Source organism: Pseudohaliea sp. (assembly GCF_054552115.1).
On record NZ_JBTOLW010000008.1, the window covers coordinates 20856 to 39020 of the forward strand.

Sequence of the window (18165 nt, forward strand, 5' to 3'; positions counted from 1 at the left end):
CCGCCATCGGCTATGATGGCCGCGCCTTTTCCGGAGACCTCGCCATGAATCGACGCCTTTTCATTACCATTCACCTGTACCTGTCGTCCTTCTTTGCTGCCGCGGTGCTCCTCGTCGCCATCAGCGGCGGGCTGTACCTCGTGGGCGTGAAGGGGGAGATGGCCGAGACGGTGGTGGCGTCGCTGCCGAAGGCCGGCCGCGGACCGCTGGAGACCCTGAGCAAGGCCGACATGCAGGCACTGCTCGCGGACGCCGGCGTGGAGGGTTTCGACTTCGATTACGTGCGCCAGAGCGGCAAGCGGGCCTATACGCGGCCGACTTCCCGCACCCACTACCTCGTCGATGCGACGGGGCCCGCGGTGGACATCGTGAAACGCGAGCCGGACCTGCAGGCGCGCATGATCGAGCTGCACAAGGGCCACGGCCCGACGGTCTTCAAGACCTTCCAGAAGGTCTTCGCCCTCGGCATGGTGTTCATCATCCTTAGCGGCCTCTGGCTGGGGCTGACCGCGCCGCGGCTGGTGCGTAACACCACGATCTCCTTCGGCGCGGGGCTCGCGCTGTTCCTGGTGCTGGTGCTGGTCTAGGACTGCGGACAAAGCTCCGGGAAAGCCGCGGCGAGCGGCGCTTCGCGGACAAAGCCCCGAAGGGTGGCGGCGAGTTCCCCACCGGGGGTCATCACCAGGGTCCAGGGCGTGGCCGGCACCTCGCCTGTCAGCGCCAGCAGCGCCGCGCTCGCCCGCGTGCCGGGAAAGGTCACCTGGGCGCGACGCAGCTCACGGCGCAGGGCGTCGTTGCGCCCATTGATTCCCACGGCAATCGGCTGCAGGCCCTGGCCGCAGCGCGCCTGCAGCCGTTCCAGTGTCCTGAGCTGGCGGTAGCACCACGCGCACTCCGGCTCGAAGAAACTGAGCAACAGCACATGCCCGCGATAGTCTTCGAGTGCCAGTGCGCCTCGTGCCTCCAGACGTTCCAGGGAGAGGTCGTAAAGCCCCGCGGCCGGCGTCGCCGCGGCGGCGAGCAGGCAGAGCGCCAGCAGGCAACCGGCGCCTGCCCGCCCGCGCCTAGCGGAAGCTGTACTTGATGCCCGCATAGGCTTCCCGGCCGCGCAGCGGCCCGAAGATGTAGGCGACATCGAAGGCCCCGCCGTCGTAGAACAGGGGCGTCTGCGCGTCCTCTGCCTGGGTATAGCCCAGCAGGTTGCTGGCGCCGGCATAGACCTGCCAGCGCTCGCCGATCTCGCGCGCGATGCGCAGGTCCACGGTCCAGAAGGCCTCGGCGTCGGTGTCCATGGGCAGCGTGCCGGCGGCGTCAAAGGTGGGTCTCCGCGGGGTGCCGTAGGCAGCGAGGTCGCGCTCCCCGACCCAGGTGGCGCTGGCGAAAACATCCCAGCCGGCGGCCTCCCAGTCGGCGGTCAGCGTCAGCCGCTCCTCCACCGGCACCACGCCGAAGGCCGCCTTGAAGGCCGCGTCGTAGTCGACGGTCTCCAGGGTGGCGGCGAGGCTCAGGCGGTGGTCGACGCGCCAGGTCAGGGCGACGTCTGCGACCAGCACTTCGGCGTCGTCATCGAGCTGTGTGAGCACGGGCACGCCGGCCTCCGTCTCATCCAGCGCCGCCAGGTTCTCCACCTGCGTCCAGGCGAGGCCGCCGCTCGCTGACAGGCGCTCACCCTCGAAACTGAGCGTGTAACTCGCGGAGTTGGAACGCTCGAGCTCGTCGATGTCGATGAAGAAGCCGACCTCGGCGTCGAGGATGCCGTGGTCGCTCTCGAAGAAGGACAGCGGCGCACGGAAACCACGGCCAGCGGAGAGCCGCGAGGTCCAGTGCATGTCGTGCGTGTAGCGAAGGTCGAGGCGCGGCGCGAGGATGTCGTCATTGATTTCCGTGCCCGGCTTGGCCGGGTCGACGAAATCCGCCTGCACGCTGTCGTAGCGAAGGGCGGCGGCGATCTCCAGCCGGTCGTTTACGTTCCAGGTGTCCTGCAGGTAGAGGCCGTAGACATCGTAGTCGAAGCTGTCGGACTCGAAGTCGGGGCTCGTGCTGTTGGTCTCCGAACGCAGCTCCTCGAGCCTCGCGTCGGTGCCGAAGGTGAGCAGGTGCGCGTCCGAGAGCGCCCAGTGGGCACGGGCGTCGACGAAGCGCATCTCGTCCTCGGCGTTGTAGATGAAGCCCTCGTAAAAGGAGTCCTGCTCGTGTTCGTTCCAGGACCCGGTGAGGGTGACGTTCAGTTCGGGGCCGAACTCGTGCAGCCAGCTGGCGTAGAGTTCTGTGCGGGTCGTGTCGATCCACTCGGTGGTTTCCCAGGGACGGCCGATATAGCGGTTGCGGACGTCGCCGCCCGCGAACAGCTGCTCCGACGCGAAGTCCGGGTCGGCCAGGTAGTCGGCGAGCACCGTGTCGATAGCGCCCTTGTGCGGGCCGCCGAAAATCTCCGAGGCGACCCGGCTCACGCGCACTCGCAGGTTGTCGCTGTCGCCGAAATCCTGCGACAGGTAGGCGGTGAGCGACTGGTGCGTGGTCTCCGGGCTTTCGCTGACGCCGTTGTCGTCGCCGTCGTACTGCTCCCGCTCCAGCAGCTGGCCGCTGAGGGTGACGCGGGTCGCTTCGCGGTCGGTGATGCCCGTGGCCACGGCGCTGGCCTTGCGGTAGCCAAGCTCACCGCCGGCGATGTCGAGGTCGAGGTCGTTGCCGGTCGCCTCGCGCGTAACGAGGTTGAGGGAGCCGCCGATGGCTTCCGGCGCGATCAGCGAGGCGCCGCTGCCCCGGGCGACCTCGACCCGCGACAACCCGGCAGCGGCCGCGGCATCCAGGCCGTAGAAGCCGGACATCATGGTATGCGTGGGGATGCCGTCGGTAAGCACCGTGGTGTGCTCACCGCGCAGGCCGTTGAGCATGACCCGCTTGACGCCGCACATGGAGCACTCGTTGTTGACCCGGACCCCGGGCGAGTAGGCGATGGCCTCCGTCAGGATCATGGCGTTGCGCTTTTCCATGTTGATCGCGGAGACGACCTCGGTTTTCTGGATCACGTCCTTGAGCATGCCGGCTTCGTAGAGACGCTCGCGCACGCCGGTTACGGTCACCTCCTCGAGGACAGCTTGCGGTGCGTCCGCGGTAGCAGCGGCCGCAGTGAATGCCAGTGCGCTGACGGCCAGGGAGAGCAGCGTTCGTTTCATGGGCTTTACCTCGAGTGAAGAGCGTGACAGCGAGATATTCCCGCACACTCCGTGAGGATACCATGATGCAAATCAAAATCGTTCGTATTTGTATGAGTTGTGTGAGTATGCCGCCTCGGCGCCAGCGTGCTCCGCGATGACGGCCAGAAAAGCCGGCCCGTAAGCCTCGCGCTTGCGCTCACCCACACCGCTGATCGCCCCGAAGGCCTCCAGGTCCTGCGGCTGCTCGAGGCACAGCGCCTGCAGCGTCCGGTCGTGGAAGATCATGTAGGGCGGCACGCCCTGCGCCTTTGCCAGTTCCGTGCGACAGGCGCGGAGCGCCTCCCAGAGCGCCGGGTCGACGTCCGCTGCCAGCGCTGTCGCCGTGCGTGCCGGGCTGCGTCGGGCGGCGCCCCTGCCGCGGTTGTCCTTGCGCAGGGGCAGGGTCTCTTCCCCCTTCAGCAGCGGCCGCGCCTTCTCGCGCAGGCGCAGGGCGCCGTAGCGTTCGAGGTCCACCGCGAGGTAGGCGCTGGCGACCAGCTGCCGGAACACGCTGCGCCACTGGTTCACGTCCAGGGCGCTGCCGACGCCGAAAGTGGGCAGGTTGTCGTGGGCGAACTGCCGCACCTTGTCGCTGTCGACGCCCCGGAGCACGTCCACCAGGTGGCCGACGCCGAAGCGCTGCCCGGTCCGGTACACCGCCGACAGGGCCATGCGCGCCGCCTCGGTGCCGTCCCAGGTGTCTACCGGTTCCAGGCAGGTGTCGCAGTTGCCGCAGGGCTCAGGGAGCTCCTCGCCGAAGTAGGCGAGCAGCGCCTGGCGCCGGCAGCCGGTGATCTCGCACAGGCCGAGCATGGCGTTCAGGCGCTGCTGCTCGGCGCGCTTGTGTGCCTCGCTGCCCTGGGACGTATCCATCATCTGGCGCAGCTTCATCACGTCCTGCAGGCCGTAGACCAGCCAGGCGTCGGCCGGCAGCCCGTCGCGGCCGGCGCGGCCGGTCTCCTGGTAGTAGGCCTCCACCGTCTTCGGCAGGTCCAGGTGCGCGACGAAGCGCACGTCCGGCTTGTCGATACCCATGCCGAAGGCGATGGTGGCGACCATCACCAGCCCCTCCTCGCGGAGGAAGCGGGCCTGGTTGGCAGCGCGTTCGGCGCTGTCGAGGCCGGCGTGGTAGGGCAGGGCGTCGAAGCCCTGCTGGCGCAGCCACCGTGCGGTCTCGTCCACCTTGCGCCGGGACAGGCAGTAGACAATGCCTGCGTCCTGCGGGTGTTCGTCGCGGAGGAAGCGCAGCAGCTGCTGCCGCGGGTTGTCCTTGAGGGCGATGCGGTAGCGGATGTTGGGGCGGTCGAAGCTGGCGATGAACGGGCGGGCGTCCTCGAGGCCCAGGCGGCGGGCGATTTCAGCGCGGGTGCGGTCATCGGCGGTGGCAGTGAGGGCGATGCGCGGCACGCCCGGGAAGCGCTCGGCCAGGATGCTGAGCTCCAGGTAGTCGGCGCGGAAGTCGTGGCCCCACTGGGACACGCAGTGTGCTTCGTCGATGGCGAAGAGGGCGATGGCTGCCTCGTCCAGCAGCGCCTGGGTCCGCGGCTGCAGCAGACGCTCCGGGGCCACGTAGAGGAGGTCCAGCTCCCCGTCGCGTAGCGCCCGCTCCACCGCCGCGGCACCTGCCGGATCGAGGCTGGAGTTCAGGTAGGCGGCGCGCACGCCCAGCTCGCGCAGGCCGTCGACCTGGTCCTGCATGAGGGCGATGAGCGGCGAGACTACGACCCCGCAGCCCGGGCGCACCAGCGCCGGCAGCTGGTAGCAGAGCGATTTGCCGCCCCCGGTCGGCATGATGACCAGCGCGTCGTCGCCGGCCAGCAGCGTCCCGACGATCTCTTCCTGGGGCGGGCGGAAGCTGTCATAGCCGAAGACCGCCTGCAGGGTGTCCCGGGCGGTACTCACTGGCTGTGGAAGGCCACTGCCGGTATGCCCCTCTCAAGGGCACCGAAGAAGTCGCGCAGGGCGTCGGGATCACCGCTGAGCTCGGCGCCCCCGGTGAGCAGGGCCCAGCGCAGGTCCGCCTCGCCGAGGAGTACTTTCTTCAGCGTATCGGACGCCAGCGTGAGCGTGGCATCGGCGCGTGCCAGCGCCGCTGCGGAGGGCGAATCGTCGCGGTGCAGGACGGCGTTGCGCAGGGTCAGCAGCCAGGCCGCATCACGGTCGGCGAGCACGAAGGCGACCTGCAGGCGCCGGTCGCCGATGCGCTTGGCGGCCACCCGGTAGCGCATGGCATCGAGGAGCACGGGGATGGAGAGGTCACTGCCGCGGGCGATGTCGCGGATGGTTTCGGCGAGATCCTGCGGGTCGATACTGCCATCGAGCTCGCCTGCCCCGGTGAGGTACCAGTTGCGCCACTGCGGGTTGGTCTCGGCGTAGCCCAGGGTGCGCAGGGCGGCGGCCTTGAGCAGCCGCGCTTCCTCGTCGGCCGGGTCCCGGCGCAGGGCCAGGGTGGTGAGCTCGGCGCACCACTGCGGGTCGCCGTCGGCGAGCGCTTCCTGGGCCTTGCGCAGGACCCGGTCGCGCCCGCCCATCAGGGCGACCAGCCGTTTGCCGCGCTCCGCGGGCGCCGTGCGCCGGAACTGGGTCGCATCGCCTTCGTGCACGCCGAGGTAGCCGACGAACTGCTGGGCCGCGTTGTACTGCGGCGTGCCGTACATGGCGCGGGTGTAGGGGTCGCGGTCGAGGAAGGGCGGCAGCGCCTGGAAGCGCGCGCTCAGCTGGTCCGGCGTTTCGCCCTTGAGCATGAAGCGCACGGCCTGGTCGTGCAGGTAGAGAATGGCGTCGCCGTGGGTCTCCACGACAGACGCAATGGCCTCCCGGCCGACGATGGGCCCGGGCAGGTGCGTGCCGAGCAGGTACTCCACGTCGAACTCCAGGGCCCGCCGGCCGGCGGCGGCCCACTTCCGCGCATCGCGGAACTTGGCGCCGCGGATCGTGTACAGGTTGGCGAGCGCCGGGTACAGCTCATCGCCGAGCAGGACCACGCGGTGCGCCGGCAGGTACAGGCCGATCTCGCTGGCCGCTTCGCCGCCGGTGTGGAACAGCTCGAAGTCGACGCCGCCGGCGCTGAAGCGTCCATCGGCCTCGACCAGCCGGTTCGGCGGCAGGTAGCCGCGGCTGCCGCCGACGAACTGGCGGCCGCAGCACCCCTGGTGCACGTTCTCCTCGGGGGGGAGTGCGGCGCCGAACATGTACATGGCGCGCAGACCCATGATCGGGCCCACCACCTCGTTCTCGTCGCGGTACTCGTCGATGAAGTTGTGCCATGCGTACACCGGCAGCTCGCCGCTCGCTACCCGGGCCGGGTCCACCAGCTGGTCCGTGCCCGAGACGTGGTCCACGTGATGGTGCGAGTAGACGATGGCGGCGATCGGCTTGTCGCTCACGCTGGCGATGGCCTTCGCGAGCAGCCGGCCGTGGGCCCGGTTCACCCCGGTGTCGTAGACCACCAGCCCCTCCGGGCCCTCGATGACGATGCTGTTCGCGGCCCAGCCGCCGAGGTTGCGCAGCAGCCACACGGGGGTCTCGCCAACCCGGCTGACGTGCGGGGTGAAGTACTCCTTGTGGGCCAGGAAGTAGTCCGGGAAGCTGCGCTCCACCGCAAGCAGGGACCGGTCCAGCTCGAAGGGGGTGTTATCGGCAGCGGGGTCTTCAGGCGCGTCGCCGACCGGGTCCCCGGACTGGCCGCAGGCCGCGAGCAGGACGGCCAGGGCCAAGGTGGTGAGCAGTCGTTTCATGGCTGGGGTCCTCGGGCCGGCGCGCTCCGCATGGTACCGCAGTGGGGGGGCGGCGCCACCGTCATGGTTGGCCAATGACGGTGTTTCAGAGCGTGTTGATCCAGCCCCGTGATGCGCACTGTCGGCACTCATCAACGTTGACAAACGACGTTCCCGCGGAAACGCGGAGTAACTGCTCACTCGCCCCGGAATCTGCTAGCTTGAGAGGTGTCGAGACGAGGGATGGACCCGGTATGGCGCAGTTCGAACAACTCCGCGACCTGGTGGATGCGGGCGGTTATCTCCCGGCAGAGGCCGTGGTGCAGCGCTCCGCGGGGATTTGGCGGGCGGATCACCTGGAGGCCGGGGCCCTGGTGCGGCCGCGGAGCACGGAGGACGTGGCCCGGGTGCTCGCCTGGTGCAATGAGCACGGCGTGAGCGTGGTTGCCCAGGGCGGGCTCACGGGGCTGGTGCACGGCGCCGATGCGGGGCCGGAGCAGGTGATCCTCTCCCTGGAACGGATGCGCACCATCGAGGCCATCGACCCGCGGCAGCGCACGGCCACGGTGCAGGCCGGCGTGACGCTGCAGGCGCTGGAGGAGGCGGTTGACGAGGAGGGGCTGCTGTTCCCGCTGGACCTCGGGGCCCGCGGCACCGCCACCCTCGGCGGCAACGCGGCCACCAACGCCGGCGGCAACCGGGTGATCCGCTACGGCATGATGCGGGACATGGTGCTGGGTCTCGAGGCGGTACTCGCCGACGGTACCGTGGTCTCGTCCATGAACCACCTGATCAAGAACAACACCGGCTACGACCTCAAGCAGCTGTTCATCGGCTCCGAGGGCACGCTCGGTGTCATTACCCGCCTCGTGCTGCGGCTGCGGGAAAAGCCCGCCACCCGGTCCATGGCTCTGGTCGCCGTCGATGAGTTCGACAAGGTGGTGGCCCTCCTGAAGCACATGGACCACGGCCTCGGCGGTTCCCTCTCGGCCTTCGAGGCGCTGTGGCAGGATTTCTACCGCCTGGTGACCTCGCCGCCGGCAAAGGGGCGGCCGCCGGTGGCGCAGGCGTACCCCTACTACGTGCTCCTCGAAAGCCAGGGCGCCGAGCGGGAACTGGACGAGGCCCGCTTCCAGCGCGCGCTCGAAGGTGCTTTCGAGGCGGGGCTCATCGCCGATGCGGCGGTGGCGCAGTCGGAGGCTGATTGCCAGGCCTTCTGGGCCCTGCGCGACGATGTCGAGCAGACGATGCACGGCGGCCTGCCGGTGATTTTCGATGTCTCCCTGCCGGTGGGCGCCATGGAGGCCTACACGCAGGCGCTGCCGGCGTCGCTCGAGGCGGCCGTCGGTGAGCACCGGCTGTTCATCTTCGGCCACCTCGGCGACGGCAACCTGCACGTGATCGTGCAGGTGGCGCCGGAAGCTTACGAGCGCCTGCGGCCGAAGGTGGAGCAAGTGGTCTACGCGCCGCTCGAGGCAGTGGGCGGGTCCGTCTCCGCGGAGCACGGCATCGGCCTCGAGAAAAAACCCTGGCTCGGGCTCTCGCGCTCGCCGGTCGAGCTCGCGCTCATGCGGCGCCTGAAGGGGGCCCTGGACCCGCGGGGCATCCTCAACCCCGGCAAGATCCTGTGAGCGGGGCGCCTGGCGGATGAAGGCGCTGCTGCAGCGCGTGGCCGAGGCGGCCGTCACTGTCGAGGGCCGCGAGGTGGGCCGCATCGGCCCGGGCCTCCTGGTATTCCTCGGCCTGGACCGGGGCGACGACCTGGCGGTGGCCGAGCTCCTGCTGTCCCGTGTCCTGCGCTACCGTGTCTTCGCCGACGACGCCGGCCGCATGAACCGCAGCGTGGTCGACAGCGGTGGCGGCGTGCTGCTGGTGTCCCAGTTCACCCTGTCCGCCGACACGGGCCGGGGCCTGCGGCCGAGCTTTTCCCCGGCCCTGCCGCCGGCGGAGGCCGAGGCGCTGTATGACGAATGCCTCGCCTGGCTGCGCGCGAAGCACGCCCCGGTGGCGGCCGGCGAATTCGGTGCCGACATGGAGGTGAGCCTGGTCAACGACGGACCGGTCACCTTCCTGCTCGAGTCCTGAGCGCCATGAGCCTCTCGCTGGCGGGCGCCGGGGCCCTGGCGGGCCTGCTCTGCGAACTGACCGACGATCTCCTGTACGCGCCGCGCGCGGCGGGCCTTGCGCGCGAGGCGCCCTGGCACCGCTACCGCGCCCGCGTCGGCAGCGGCCGCCAGACCTGCCTGCGCCACTACCCGGATGGCCGGCTGGAAATCACCTACGGACGGCGCATGGTGCAGGACAAGTACGACCGGGAGCATTCCCGGGTGTGGGCCACGAGCCGCGAACTGGCGCGCTTCGGCTGGTTCGGCGGCGCCGTGTCGCCACCGCACATGCTGGCGCACACGGCGCTCCACGAGTTCGCCCACCTGTTGCAGGCCGCTCGCGGCCAGCGCCGGGCCGGCAGCGTGCACAACGCCGCCCTCTACCGGACCCTCGGTGAGCTCCACGAGGACGGCGACGGCGAGCGCCTGCTCCGGGCGCTGGTCGAGCGGGCCGGGACCGCGGGGCTGCCCCTTGACTTCCGCGACCCCGGGGATGAGGAGCAGGCCCGGCGCAGCGCGCGGCAGCAGGCCTGGGCCGCGCTCGCCGTGGGCGATCGCGTCCGCCTGCGCGGCCGCGACCGTGACTACCTCGGCACGGTGCGCCGCATCAACCGGCGCACCGTGAGCTGCGACCTCGACGGCGGCGGCCGGCTGCGCTTCTCGGAGCATGCGGATTTCGAGCGGCTCTGAGCGGGCGCTCCCGGGCGCCGGCCGGTGGATTTAAGGCGCGTCGGCGACCGGCTACACTCCCCTGATGAGTTCCCGCTTACCTCGCCCCCTGGCGCGCATGGCGGCGGCCATGGAGCCCGCGGTGTTCCTTGGCTCCGCAGGCACCGTCGTGGCGTTCGTGCTCTTCGGCGCGCTCTACGACGAAGCCGCCGTGCGCCTGTTCACCGCGGTCCAGGGCTTTATCGTCGGTCGCCTCGGCTGGTTCTACGTGCTCACCGTCAGCGTACTGCTGGCGGTGGTGCTGTGGCTGATGCTCGGCCCCTTCGGCCGCATTCGCCTCGGTGGCCCGGACGCCCGCCCGGAGTTCGGCTACGCCGGCTGGTTTGCCATGCTGTTCAGCGCCGGCATGGGCACGGGGCTGGTGTTCTGGAGCGTGGCGGAGCCAGTGACCCACCTCCTCGCCCCCCCGGCGCTGCCCGGCGTGGCCGACAGCCAGGCGGACGCCATGCGCGTCACTTTCTTCCACTGGGGGCTGCACCCCTGGGCGGTCTATGCCGTGTTCGGCCTGGCCATCGCTTATTACCACTTCCGCCACGGGCTGCCGCTGGCACCGCGCTCGCTGCTCTACCCGCTGCTCGGTGAGCGGATTCACGGGCCGGCCGGGCACGCCGTGGACATCCTCGCCACGGTGGGGACGCTGTTCGGCGTCGCCACCTCCCTCGGCTTCGGGGCCATGCAGATCAATGCGGGGCTTGCCCAGGTCAGTGGCGTGCCGCAGGGTGCCGAGGTGCAGGTGCTGGTCATCGCGCTGATCACGCTGGTGGCGACGATCTCCGTGGTCGTCGGTCTCCACGGCGGCATCCAGCGCCTGTCGAAGCTGAACATGGTGCTCGCCGCCGGCATGCTGCTGTTTGTCTTCCTCGTCGGGCCCACGGTGTACCAGCTGGAGGTGCTGACCACGAGCGTAGGCGGCTACCTGCAGCACCTGGTCGGCAACAGCCTCTGGCTGGACATCGACGGGGCCGGCGGGTGGCAGGCGGACTGGACGCTTTTCTACTGGAGCTGGTGGATTTCCTGGTCGCCCTTCGTCGGCGTGTTCGTCGCGCGGATATCCTACGGCCGCACGGTGCGCGAGTTCACCGTGACCGTTCTCCTCGTGCCCACTGCGGCGACGTTTCTGTGGCTGGCCGTGTTCGGCGGTACGGCCCTGGACCTCGCGGTAGCCGACACGGCATTTGCGGAGCAGGTAAAGGGCGATGCGTCCATGGCGCTGCACGCGATGCTCGCGCAGCTGCCGGGTGGTTCGGTGACCGGTGTGCTGGCGACGCTGCTGGTAGTGGTGTTCTTCATCACGTCGTCGGACTCCGGCTCCCTGGTCGACGACATGGTCACCTCCGGCGGGCACCCGAACCCGCCGCGGGCGCAGCGGGTTTTCTGGGCCGTGTCCGAGGGGGCGGTCGCGGGCACGCTGCTGCTCGCCGGCGGGCTGCAGGCCCTGCGCACGGCCTCGCTCACCTCCGGGCTCGCCATGGCCGCGCTCCTGCTGCTGGCGAGCTACGGCCTGCTGCGCTCGCTGCACCGGGACCGCGAGGTCCCGGGCGTGCCCCGGCGCGAGAAGCTGGGGCCCTGAGCTCGCCCGGTCAGGGCGCGCCGGCGAGGTAGTCGAGGGTGAGTTCGGTGAGGGCCTTCACGCCCAGGGGCAGGGCCCGCTCATCCGCGTAAAAGCGCGGCGAGTGGTTCGGTGCGACCAGCGCCGGGTCCTCGGGGGCCACGCCGAGGAAGAAGAACAGGCCGGGCACCGCCTCGGCGAGATAGGAGAAGTCTTCCGCCCCGGTCACCGGGCGCGCCTCGACGAAACCGGGGCCGGCCACGCGCTGGAGCGTCGGGGCCATGCGCCGGTAGAGGTCCGGGTCGTTGCGCGTGACCGGGTAGCCGAGGTCCACGGCGACGTCCGCGGTCGCGCCGGCGCTCTCGGCGATGTGCGTTGCCGTGTTCTCGATGCGGCGGTGGATATCGGCCCGCGTGTCGGCGTCGAAGGTACGGATCGTGCCCTCCAGCTCCACGGTTTCCGGGATGATGTTGTTGCGCACGCCGCCCTCGATGCGGCCCACGCTGACGATCGACGGGGTGAGCGTGGCATCGAGCTGCCGGGCGGGAATCGTCTGCAGGCCGAGCACAACCTGGCTGGCGGTCACCACCGGGTCGACACCCATCCAGGGCATGGCGCCGTGGGTCTGGGTGCCGTTCACGGTGATCGTGAAGCGGTCCGAGGACGCCATGAGTCCCTCCGGCCGGCTGGCGATCACGCCCACGGGCATGGGGAAGACATGCAGACCGAAAACGGCATCGGGGACCGGGTCGGCAAAGGCGCCCTCGCGCAGCATCAGGTCCGCGCCGCCTTCCTCGCCCTCGGGCGCGCCTTCCTCGGCGGGCTGGAACAGGAAGAGCACCGTCCCCGGCAGTTCGTCACCGAGGCCGGCGAGGATTTCGGCGACCCCCATGAGGATGGCCACGTGGTTGTCGTGACCGCAGGCATGCATGACCCCGACCTCCTCACCGTTGTACTCGGTGGTGACCGTCGAGGCGAAGGGCAGGTCGACCTGCTCCGTGACCGGCAGCGCGTCCATGTCCGCGCGCAGGGCGACCACCGGGCCGTCGCCCCCGCGCAGGACGCCCACCACGCCGGTGTGGGCAATGCCGGTGCGCACCTCCATGCCCAGGCTTTCCAGGTGCTCCGCCACCAGAGCGGCGGTGCGGAACTCGCGGTTGCCGAGCTCCGGGTGTGCGTGGATATCCCGGCGCCAGGCGACCACCTTCGGCGTCACGGCTGTGACGCTGGCGTCGAGCTCGGCAGCGTTGGTCTCGGCCTTCGCGGCCGAGGCGCCGAGCAGGCAGGCAAGCAGCACTGTAAAGACGGGTTTCATGACGAACTCCGATTAGGCAAAACAGCAGCATAACGCCTCCCGCCGGTCGATGGCAGTGTCCGGCCGGTTGCCAGGCTGCGCGCAGCCGGCTGAAATCGACCGATGCTCGCTTGCGGTGCTGCGAGTAGTTTGCTCCTTCGGGTGCTTTTACCTGGCTGAGGAGTTTGTGGGGCGGTGAAGATGACGCAGTACTTCGAATGGTCGAGGCGACGCCCCGATCGCGCCGCGATCAGGTTTGCATGGATCCGGCGCGTCATTGCCCGTCCTGAACGCTGCCTGATCCAGGCAGACGGTCGCATCCGTTGTTGGGCTAAAATCGAAGAGGCTGGCGATCGTTATCTGCGGGTGGTTTTGCTTCCAGATGGCGAAACCGTTCATAACGCGTTCTTCGACCGGGGATTCAGGCCATGAAAGTGTGTTACTTCAGGGATACCGATACGCTTTACATCGAAATTGATGGCGGTGCGGTTTCCGAGACGCGAGACCTTGATCAGGACACCACCCTGGATCTTGATGATCGAGGGCGAATCTGCGGTATTACCCTTGAGCATGCGAGCCAGCGTACCGATGTGAGCCGGCTGATCGTCGAAGGCATGGCCGCCTAGAGCGCTTCCGCCGCGACGTCGGGTTCCGCGTCCCGGGCCTGCCAGAGCGCGGCGAGGACGGCGGCGACCATGCCGGCCGACAGCCACACCAGTACCGGCCAGCCGAAGCCGTTGATTACCCAGCCTGAGGCGAGGGCCGCGACGGCCTGGCAGCCGAAGACCGCGAACTCGTTCAGGCTCTGCACCCGGAAGCGCTCGGCCGGCGTGTGGCACTGCGGCAGCAGGGCGGTCCCGGTCACGAACAGGAAGTTCCAGCCGATCCCCAGGAGCACCAGGGCCCACCAGTAGTGGAGCAGGTGCTGCCCCGAGGCGGCGATAGCGAGGCAGGCCAGGTAGGCGAGGATGCCGAGGGCGATCATGCGGCGGTGGCCCAGGCGTGTGATCAGCCAGCCGGAGAACAGCGACGGCGCGAACATCGCCATGATGTGCGACTGGATGACCCACTTCGTCTCCGCCAGGGAGTGGCCGTCGATGCTGTGCATGCTGAGCGGCGTGGCCGTCATCATGAAGCTCATCATCGCGTAGCCCATGGCTGCGGCGATGATCGCCAGGCGCAGGAGCGGACTGGCCAGGAGTGTGCGCAGGGGCCGGGCATTCCCGCGGCTTTCCGCGTCGGGTACCGGGACATTGCGGTAGCCGACAGCAACCAGCAGGGCCACCGCCGCGGCGATGACGGCGAGCAGCAGGAAGCCGCCGATGAAGGCGCCATGGGCGGGACGGGCTCCGGTCGCCAGCGGCAGGGCCTCTGCGAAGGCACCCCAGGTCACCAGTTCCGGGCCGAGCCAGGCCGCGGCGAGGCCGGCGAGGAGCACGCGGGCCGTGGCCTTGCCGGCGAGGGCCGGTGGCACCGTCTCGATCGCCGCGAAGCGGTATTGCTGGGCAACGGCGATGCTCATGCCCGCCGCGGCGCCAGCGGCGCAGAACAGTACGAAGCTGCCGGCGGCCAGCGCGCCGGCGGCGAGGAGCGCCCCCGCGCCGTTGACCAGGGCGCCGGCGAAAAACAGGCGCTTGCGCCCGAAGCGGCGCATGGCGCGGGTGACCGGTACCACGGCCAGGGCGGTGGCCACGATGATGCAGGCGACGGGCAGTGTGGCGAGGCCCGGCCGCGGGGCCAGGGCGTCGCCGACGATGCCGCCGGTGAGGAAGTAGAGCGGTGCCGTGCATAGCGAGAGGGCCTGCACGGCCATGAGCAGGTAGACGGCGCCCGGCAGTCTTTCGCGGACCATGGAGGGACTCCCCGGGTGGTTGGGAAAGGGGTGCGGCTGGCAGTATACCGGGCTGGGGAATGCGCCGCCGCCCGGAGTCCCGGCGGCGCGGCTGTGGAACAGGCTGTCACGGGGAGGCCTATGCGCCGTCGCCACGAATTCGTCGAGGAGTCGCGCCGGGAGTGGAGTTCCGAGCCCGCTTTTATCGCGTCCATGGCCGCCGCCGCCGTGGGCCTGGGCAATCTCTGGCGCTTTCCCTACATCATGGGAGAGAACGGCGGTGGCGCCTTTGTCGTGGCCTATCTCACTGCGCTCATCGTGGTCGTCATGCCGATCATGATCCTGGAGGTGGCCGCGGGGCGCCTGTCCAAGGGCAGCACGGTAGGGACGTATCGGCAGGTCAATCGCTTCGGCACCGCCTATGGGTGGTTCGTGGTGCTGGTGACCACGGCGATCACCAGTTACTACCTCGTGATCACCGGCTGGACTCTCGGCTACACGGTGGAGGCGCTGCGCGGCGATGTCCGCGTCTTCGAACAGTTCAGCGCGGGCTTCAATTCACTCTGGTATTTCCTGGCGACAACGGCGCTGGCGGCCGCGGTGCTGCTGCGCGGCGTCCGGGCGATCGAAACGCTGTCGAAGCTGCTGATGCCCGCGCTGCTGGCGCTGGTGCTGTTTCTTGTCTCCCGGGCCGCGCAGACGCCGGGCTGGGGCGAGGCCCGGGACTTCTTCTTCCAGGTTGACTGGGCCCGGCTCCTCGACGGCAAGCTCTGGGGTTTTGCCTTCGGCCAGGCTTTCTATACGCTCGCCATCGGCCAGGGATACCTGGTGACCTATGGCAGTTTCATCCCGCGGAAAACGCACCTCCCCCGGGCCTGCCTGGTCGTGGCCGGTGTCGAGACGAGTGTGGCGCTCCTCGCGGGATGGATGATCTTTCCCTATGTGTTCAGCTTCGGCATGGCCCCGGACCAGGGCTCGGCACTGGCCTTCGAGACGCTGCCGCGGGTCTTCGAGCGGCAGGCGGGTGGTGGGCTGCTCGCGGTGCTGTTCTTCGCCTTGTTCTTCGCCGCGGCCTTCAGCTCGTCCCTCGCCGGCCTCAAGGTGATCATCGCCGCAGTCGCCGAGGAGTTCCGCCTCCGGGAGAAGAGTGCCGTGCTGGCCGTCGCGGTATTGATGGCGCTGCTCGGCAGCGCCTCGGCCCTCAGCTTCACGCCGCTGCAGCTGACCCTTGGCGGCGAGCCGGTGCTGGATGCCGTCGACCGGGTGGCGGGCGGGGACGTGATCATTTTCTCAGGCCTGACCGGCGCCGCGCTCCTGTGCTGGTTCATCCCACCGCAGCGGATCCGCACCGTGCTGGGCACGGCAAACCGCTGGTGGGAGTGGCGGATCTACCTGGTCGGGCGCTACCTGCCGGTGCTGGTTCTGCTCTGGGGCGCGGTCACCTACGGGGTCAGCCAGCTGCGGGGAGCCGGCTGACCGCCGCCGGTACGCTCCTCACGCCGGGTCAGGCCTCCTCCTTGCCGGCGCCCGGCAGGGTCAGGCCCTTGAGCATCTCGATCGGCATGGGGAAGACGATGGTCGACGAGTTCGTGTTGCTCATGTCCGAGAGCGTCTGCAGGTAGCGCAGCTGCATGGCGCCGGAACTGGCGGCCATGACCTGTGCGGCCTCCACGAGCTTCTGCGACGCCTGCAGTTCGCCCTCGGCGTGGATGACCTTGGCGCGCCGCTCCCGCTCCGCCTCGGCCTGGCGGCCGATGGCCCGGATCATGGACTCGTCGAGGTCCACCTGCTTGATCTCGACATTGGCGACCTTGATGCCCCACTCCTCGGTCTGCGCGTCGATGATCTCCTGCACGTCGTTGTTGAGCTTGTCGCGCTCCGACAGCATCTCGTCGAGGTCGTGCTTGCCGAGCACCGAGCGCAGCGTGGTCTGGGCCAGCTGGCTGGTGGCCACGTGGTAGTCCTCGACGCGGATCACCGCCCGCTCCGGGTCCACCACCCGGTAGTAGAGGACCGCGTTCACGTGCACGGTGACGTTGTCCTGGGAGATGACGTCCTGGCTCGGCACGTCCAGGGTGATCACCCGCAGGTCGACCCGGATGAACTGCTGGATCACCGGGATGACGATGATCAGCCCCGGCCCCTTCACGCCCTGGAAGCGGCCGAGGAAGAAGACGACCCCCCGCTCGTATTCGGGCACGATCTTGATAGCCGAGGCCAGGATCGCGAAGAGCAGGATCAGCGGTGCGATGTAGGGGATAATCTGTTCCATGGTGCCTTACCTCCGCGGCAGTGCGCGCTAGTCGATCAGGGGGTGTCGTGGGCGGGTGTCACGGTGACCGTCAGGCCGTCGAGGGCGGCCACGGCCAGCGCCTGCCCCGCTTTCACGGGCGCGCTGCTGGTCGCCTGCCAGCGCTCGCCGTTCATGCGTACGTGGCCGGCGTAACCGGCCTCTGCCGGCTGGAAGTCGTCCAGCGCCACGGCCCGCTCCGCAGTGACGTGCTCGCTGCCGACCACCGGGGTCTGCCGGCGGAAGGCCACGAGCCGGGTGACGGCCCAGAGCAGGAAGCCCGCGCCGATGGCGGCGATGCCGCCCACCGTGGGCAGCGATACCGCCTGGTTGCTGCCGTCCATGAGGATCACCGAGCCGGCGATGAAGGCCACCAGGCCGCCGATGCCCAGGATGCCGAAGCTGGGCACGAAGGCCTCGCCGATGATGAAGGCGAGGCCCAGGAAGATCAGGGCGAGGCCGGCATAGTTCACCGACAGTACCTGGAAGGCGAAGAGGGCCAGCAGCAGGCAGGTGGCGCCGATCACGCCGGGCACGAGGCTGCCGGGGTTCGCGAGCTCGAAGAAGATGCCGTAGAAGCCGATGAGCATCAGCAGGTAGGCGATGTTGGGGTCGGTGATCACCGACAGGAGCTGCGTGCGCCAGCCGGGCTCGCGATCCACGAGGTTCATGCCGGCTGTCGACAGCATTTGCTCGCCACCGGCGAGAGACACCGTGCGGCCGTCGAGCTTGTCGAGCAGCTCCGCACGGCCGCTGGCGACGAGGTCGATCACGCCCGCCTTGAGCGCTTCGCTGGCCCCGAGGTTGGCCGCCTCGCGCACGGCGCGTTCGGCCCAGTCGGCGTTGCGGCCGTGGCGCTCGGCCAGTTCGCGAATGTAGCTCACCGCGTCCTCGAGCACCTTGCGCTCCATGGCCGACTTGCCGCCCCCGGGGGCGTTCGGGTCCTCGGCCTCCGAGGGCATGCCGGGCATGCCGCCGAGCTGCACCGGCGTCGCCGAGCCGAGGTGCGTCGCCGGCGCCATGGCGGCGACGTGGCTGGCGAGGAGGATGTAGGTCCCGGCGCTGGCGGCCCGGGCGCCGGAGGGGGCGACCCAGGTCACCACGGGCAGCGGCGCGGCAAGGATGCCCTGGATCAGATCCCGGGTAGCCTCCATGAGCCCGCCCGGCGTGTCGAGCTTGATGACGACCAGGCTCGCACCGTTGTCGTCGGCGCTGGCGATGCCGCGCAGCAGGTAGTCGACGGTCGCCGGGCCGATGGCGCCGTCAACGGTGAGCACCTCGCCGCGCGGCGCGCCGTCCTGTGCAGGTGCCAGCAGTGGTCCGAGGCACAGCAGCGCGGCGCCGAGCAGGATCGCCAGCACACTGAGGCGAGGGCGCGTGCCCGGCGTCATGGGGTTCTCCTTGCGCGCATCGGTTGCATCGCCCTGAAGTGTAGCAGCTTGCCCGTGAAAGCC

The 18165-nt window shown here is 69.5% G+C and carries 16 protein-coding genes; 8 read left to right on the forward strand and 8 right to left on the reverse strand.

Annotated elements, in window-relative coordinates; all coding sequences use genetic code 11:
* The first annotated feature begins 44 nt into the window (after positions 1-44).
* Entirely contained in the window at positions 45-587 is a 543-nt protein-coding gene (locus tag ACX93N_RS05950) for a PepSY-associated TM helix domain-containing protein (protein ID WP_459427487.1), read from the forward strand.
* Here the strand turns inward: ACX93N_RS05950 and ACX93N_RS05955 are convergent.
* The 4 genes from ACX93N_RS05955 to ACX93N_RS05970 all read right to left on the reverse strand — a co-directional run bounded on the left by ACX93N_RS05955 (position 584) and on the right by ACX93N_RS05970 (position 6934).
* Positions 584-1093: a TlpA family protein disulfide reductase gene (locus ACX93N_RS05955; protein WP_459427488.1), complete on the reverse strand. Its 510-nt coding sequence runs from the start codon at positions 1091-1093 to the stop codon at positions 584-586. The two genes, ACX93N_RS05950 and ACX93N_RS05955, sit on opposite strands and share 4 nt — an antisense overlap.
* Positions 1065-3176: a TonB-dependent receptor plug domain-containing protein gene (locus ACX93N_RS05960; RefSeq protein ID WP_459427489.1), complete on the reverse strand. Its 2112-nt coding sequence runs from the start codon at positions 3174-3176 to the stop codon at positions 1065-1067. Before ACX93N_RS05960 ends, ACX93N_RS05955 begins: the two co-directional genes overlap by 29 nt.
* 72 nt (positions 3177-3248) lie before the next feature.
* Positions 3249-5099, reverse strand: a complete 1851-nt coding sequence (gene recQ / locus ACX93N_RS05965; protein WP_459427490.1) for a DNA helicase RecQ — start codon at positions 5097-5099, stop codon at positions 3249-3251.
* A complete protein-coding gene (locus ACX93N_RS05970) occupies positions 5096-6934 on the reverse strand; it encodes an alkyl sulfatase dimerization domain-containing protein (RefSeq protein ID WP_459427491.1) in 1839 nt (612 codons plus the stop codon). Before ACX93N_RS05970 ends, recQ begins: the two co-directional genes overlap by 4 nt.
* A gap of 233 nt (positions 6935-7167) precedes the next feature.
* Here ACX93N_RS05970 and ACX93N_RS05975 point away from each other — a divergent pair, with 233 nt between their 5' ends.
* The 4 genes from ACX93N_RS05975 to ACX93N_RS05990 all read left to right on the forward strand — a co-directional run bounded on the left by ACX93N_RS05975 (position 7168) and on the right by ACX93N_RS05990 (position 11317).
* On the forward strand, positions 7168-8544 hold the full coding sequence (locus ACX93N_RS05975; protein WP_459427492.1) for an FAD-binding oxidoreductase: 1377 nt from the start codon (positions 7168-7170) through the stop codon (positions 8542-8544).
* A gap of 16 nt (positions 8545-8560) precedes the next feature.
* Complete coding sequence (gene dtd / locus ACX93N_RS05980) at positions 8561-8998, forward strand: D-aminoacyl-tRNA deacylase (protein ID WP_459427493.1); 438 nt, start codon at positions 8561-8563, stop codon at positions 8996-8998.
* 5 nt (positions 8999-9003) lie between these two features.
* Positions 9004-9708: a hypothetical protein gene (locus ACX93N_RS05985; RefSeq protein ID WP_459427494.1), complete on the forward strand. Its 705-nt coding sequence runs from the start codon at positions 9004-9006 to the stop codon at positions 9706-9708.
* A gap of 64 nt (positions 9709-9772) precedes the next feature.
* Positions 9773-11317, forward strand: coding sequence for a BCCT family transporter (locus ACX93N_RS05990; RefSeq protein WP_459427495.1), 1545 nt, complete (start codon positions 9773-9775; stop codon positions 11315-11317).
* 10 nt (positions 11318-11327) lie between these two features.
* Here ACX93N_RS05990 and ACX93N_RS05995 read toward each other — a convergent pair whose 3' ends face one another.
* Complete coding sequence (locus tag ACX93N_RS05995; RefSeq protein ID WP_459427496.1) at positions 11328-12611, reverse strand: amidohydrolase; 1284 nt, start codon at positions 12609-12611, stop codon at positions 11328-11330.
* A 174-nt stretch (positions 12612-12785) separates the two neighbouring features.
* On the opposite strand from ACX93N_RS05995, the gene ACX93N_RS06000 reads away from it, so the two are divergent.
* Positions 12786-13022, forward strand: a complete 237-nt coding sequence (locus tag ACX93N_RS06000; RefSeq protein WP_459427497.1) for a hypothetical protein — start codon at positions 12786-12788, stop codon at positions 13020-13022.
* Positions 13019-13216, forward strand: a complete 198-nt coding sequence (locus tag ACX93N_RS06005) for a DUF2283 domain-containing protein (protein ID WP_459427498.1) — start codon at positions 13019-13021, stop codon at positions 13214-13216. Before ACX93N_RS06000 ends, ACX93N_RS06005 begins: the two co-directional genes overlap by 4 nt.
* Here the strand turns inward: ACX93N_RS06005 and ACX93N_RS06010 are convergent.
* Complete coding sequence (locus ACX93N_RS06010) at positions 13213-14442, reverse strand: MFS transporter (RefSeq protein WP_459427499.1); 1230 nt, start codon at positions 14440-14442, stop codon at positions 13213-13215. The two genes, ACX93N_RS06005 and ACX93N_RS06010, sit on opposite strands and share 4 nt — an antisense overlap.
* Positions 14443-14562: 120 nt before the next feature.
* Here ACX93N_RS06010 and ACX93N_RS06015 point away from each other — a divergent pair, with 120 nt between their 5' ends.
* Positions 14563-15897 carry a sodium-dependent transporter gene (locus tag ACX93N_RS06015; protein ID WP_459427500.1) on the forward strand — a complete coding sequence of 445 codons (1335 nt, stop codon included), beginning with the start codon at positions 14563-14565 and terminating at the stop codon, positions 15895-15897.
* A 28-nt stretch (positions 15898-15925) separates the two neighbouring features.
* Here ACX93N_RS06015 and ACX93N_RS06020 read toward each other — a convergent pair whose 3' ends face one another.
* Complete coding sequence (locus ACX93N_RS06020) at positions 15926-16693, reverse strand: slipin family protein (RefSeq protein WP_459427501.1); 768 nt, start codon at positions 16691-16693, stop codon at positions 15926-15928.
* Positions 16694-16728: 35 nt separating this feature from the next.
* Positions 16729-18102, reverse strand: a complete 1374-nt coding sequence (locus tag ACX93N_RS06025) for an NfeD family protein (RefSeq protein ID WP_459427502.1) — start codon at positions 18100-18102, stop codon at positions 16729-16731.
* Positions 18103-18165 lie beyond the last annotated feature (63 nt).